Source organism: Methylocaldum sp. (genome assembly GCF_039794385.1).
GTDB lineage: Bacteria > Pseudomonadota > Gammaproteobacteria > Methylococcales > Methylococcaceae > Methylocaldum.
In genome coordinates this window covers 1-3,189 of the sequence record NZ_JBDIVO010000449.1, presented here as the reverse complement: position 1 = coordinate 3,189, position 3,189 = coordinate 1, and the positions used below count along the sequence as shown (strand labels likewise).

Annotated in this window: 2 protein-coding genes and 1 pseudogene; 2 read left to right on the top strand and 1 reads right to left on the bottom strand. The window is 62.0% G+C overall.

The genetic code is table 11. From position 1 onward, the window contains the following. Together ABJK70_RS22535 and ABJK70_RS22530 are read left to right on the top strand one after the other, a co-directional pair. Positions 1–231 (top strand): annotated as a pseudogene (locus ABJK70_RS22535) (hypothetical protein); the annotation flags it as partial. A 1-nt stretch (position 232) separates the two neighbouring features. After that, entirely contained in the window at positions 233–2,245 is a 2,013-nt protein-coding gene (locus tag ABJK70_RS22530; RefSeq protein ID WP_347259203.1) for a CHAT domain-containing protein, read from the top strand. A 477-nt stretch (positions 2,246–2,722) separates the two neighbouring features. Here the strand turns inward: ABJK70_RS22530 and ABJK70_RS22525 are convergent, their stop codons facing one another. Further along, the gene (locus ABJK70_RS22525) at positions 2,723–2,995 is read right to left on the bottom strand and encodes a hypothetical protein (protein WP_077730244.1); all 273 of its coding nucleotides are present in this window, start codon (positions 2,993–2,995) and stop codon (positions 2,723–2,725) included. Between the last annotated feature and the right edge of the window lie 194 nt (positions 2,996–3,189).

The following is a 3,189-nucleotide window of genomic DNA, read 5'->3' as shown; positions in this document are numbered from 1 at the left end:
GACGCCATGCTCAAGGACACGGCCTCTTTCAAGCCGGTGTACGAGGCGCTGACCGACGGCGGGATGGCGGCCATCGACAAGGCGAAATTCGGCGGCGAATCGTTCGTGATGGACCAAACCAGCGCTGTCTCGATCTCGCTGGAAGACGGAAAAGTCGTCGGCCGTCTGACCCATATCGAGGGAAACGGCACGGGCAAGCCGCGGGTTATCGAACAATTCGCGAGGCCCTGAGATGAGCGAAATTCGCAACGTCAAACTCGAACTGCTCAGGCCGGGCCCCGCGCACAATCAATTGTTGTCGCCGCTGACGCCGTATCTCGCGCTGTGCGGCGCCGACGGTCCGGTGACCGTACACATGCCGTTCGAGCAACGGCAACTGCTCAACCGGCTCGAACGCCTGCGGTACGACATAGACGGAAGCCCCGTCGCCGCCTCGCAGCGCGAAAGCGAGATGCGGGAAATGGGCGAGGCGATCGGGCGGGTGCTCGGACAGGTTCCGGCGCTGCTCTCGGAACTGTCCGACCCGCGGGCCGACGGCGGGAAACTCGTGCATCTCAGGCTTTCGCTGTCCTCTTTCGAGCTGGGCATGGTGCCTTTCGAAACGGCTATCGCGCCGGACGGTTTCCCCGGTTCCGGATCTCCCCTGTTCCTGCAGTCGCGCACCCCTATCGTGATGACCCGGGAAGTCCGGCGCGGACGGCCGCTGCCGGTCGAATGGAACCGCCCTCCGCGCATCCTGTTCGCGTTCGCATCGCCCGGCGGCCTCCCGCCGGTGCCGGCGCAAGACCATTTGCACGCGATCCGGCGAGCGATCGATCCCTGGATCAAGATCAAGGACACGCCCGAGGAACGCATCCGGGAGGTCAAGCAGATCCTGACGGTGCTGCCCAATGCCAGCCTGGAGCAGATTCGGGAAGCCTGCTCGACCACCCAGTACACTTACGTGCACATCCTGGCCCACGGCGCGCCGATCAATAACTCCGGCGACCGCCACTACGGCGTCATGCTGTGCAGCGATTCCAATTCCGCGCAAGGCGACGTGGTCGACGGCGAACGCCTGGCGATCGTACTCACGGCGCGGGACTCCTCCGGGACAACCAAATATCGCCCCAACGTGGTCACGCTCGCGACCTGCGATTCCGGCAACATCGAGTCGGTGCTGATACCCGGCGGCAGCATCGCTCACGAGCTCCACGCGGCAGGCATTCCCTGGGTCATCGCCTCGCAATTCCCCCTCTGGATGCGGGCCTCCTCGATCGCGGCCGAGGTGCTCTACAGCGGCCTTTTGAGCGGCACCGATCCCCGCTGGGTGCTCTACGACCTGCGCCAACGGCTTCGTACCGATTCGCCCGGCACCCATGACTGGGCGAGCATCGTCTGCTACGCGACCGTGCCCTGGAACTTCGAGCGGCAGGTGGACGCCTTCCGCGACGAACGCATCCGCAGCCGGCTCGAGGTGAAGTTCGACCGGATAGACGAACTGGTCGGCGCCAACGCGGACGGCCGGAGAGCCGCCGAGGCGCGCAACCCCGCCGATCGGGATGCTGAACTGGAAGTTCTGTGCGAGTCGATCCGCGCCGAACTCAAGGCCTGGTGCGCCGAGCCCGTCACGGAGAAATCGCCTGCGCAAAAGGCCAAGCGTCTCGGCATGAATGCCGCCAGCGAGAAGCGCATCGGAATCGCCTATTTTCTGATCGCGGCAAGCGAAACCGGCGATGCCGAGGTCACCCGCGCGAAGCTGGAAAAAGGCAAGAAAGCCTATGCATCCTCTCGTGATCTCTATCGCGAAGCATTGGAGATCGAGCCTTCCAACCCGTGGGCCATTACGCAGTATCTTTCCATGCTGGCGATGCCGGTCCTGGCGGGCAGTGCCGAGGTTTGGAAGTCGCTCGCGAAGGATTACGGCCTCTGGTGGGCCGCCGCCCGGCAGCTCGCCCATTGGCAGCTTTACAAAACCGCGGGCGAAGAGCGCGCCTATGTGCTGGCCACACTCGCCGAACTCGCCCTGCTGGGTGTTGCCTATGGCGCGCCAAAATTCAGCGCCAGCCAGGCGGAACAGGAAATCAGGGAGTTCTGCGGTGAAATGCTCTGCCTGCTGGGTCCCGATGCCTTCCCGATTCTTTCGACCCAGCGCCAGTTCAGGCGCTATCTCGAGTATTGGCAGAGGGACCAGTGGAACGAATTGGCCAGAACCGCGCTATCGGCGCTAGGCGACGAATCCCTGTCCCAGGCGAAGCCTTGCTGACGGACAAGAGCAAGGTTCCGAGTCTTGTGTCCGGAGTCGGATGGATTATTCCATTCGGCATTCGAGTGAACATTAATCGTAGGGTGGGTTAGCGAAGCGTAACCCACCGATTCGAGGTCGCTCGGTGGGTTACGGCCTCGCGGCCTAACCCACCCTACGAAAATTAATGCCTTATTGAAAGCGATTTGGAATTAGGCGCGCACCGCCACGAACGGTTCCGTGACCACGGACTCTCTACGCGCCGTAACCCACCGGTTCCGCGGCTTGGCCCGGTGGGTTACGGCGCGCGGAAGCCCCTCAAGGAACGTGGCCGGTTCGATGCGATGCTCACCAAACCCGTCGTGCTTTGCGCGTTCCCGGATGGTCACGTCATCCGCCCCGCCTAACCCGAGCCAATGACGGAGCAACAGTCAAACAACGAACGCCCGACACCCGCTATCAGTGCAACCGCCCAAGTGGCGGCGGTCGAGAATCGGCCTATCTCTCCTGGAGAGCTCGGCCGGTCGTAGGATTCTCGAACTCCGGCCATCGCTCCTCAAAACCGGGATCATAGATCGGTTCTTCGCCCAGAGCCGACAACCGACTATCGACGCATCGCGTGAAGTAGTCCTTTTCCACGCCTGCCTCGATATACTTCTTGGATTCGGCCAAACACCGAGCCTGAACCGCCCCGGCTAATTGCTGCCGCACCGCCGGATCCGACGCACATCCACCGATCAGACCCAACACAGCTAAAAACACGAAACGCATAACGCCTCCAAAATCCCTTTAGGCCCGTACCGACTCTACCCAAAGAAAAAACTCCGGTCAAAACCCAACCTGATTAGCGACGAAGTTCAGTACAGGCTCACATAGTGAGCCGCTAGGGTCCTTAGACTATGGGCATCTATCACAAGCGGGGTGTCCCATGCCTATGAACCGGGTGCAATTTCAAAAGGGTTTGT

What these genes read in the sequence shown, in the direction of transcription:
- ABJK70_RS22530 (WP_347259203.1), top strand. Translation starts at nt 233, where the DNA reads ATGAGCGAAATTCGCAACGTCAAACTCGAACTGCTCAGGCCGGGCCCC.
- ABJK70_RS22525 (WP_077730244.1), bottom strand. Translation starts at nt 2,995, where the DNA reads ATGCGTTTCGTGTTTTTAGCTGTGTTGGGTCTGATCGGTGGATGTGCG.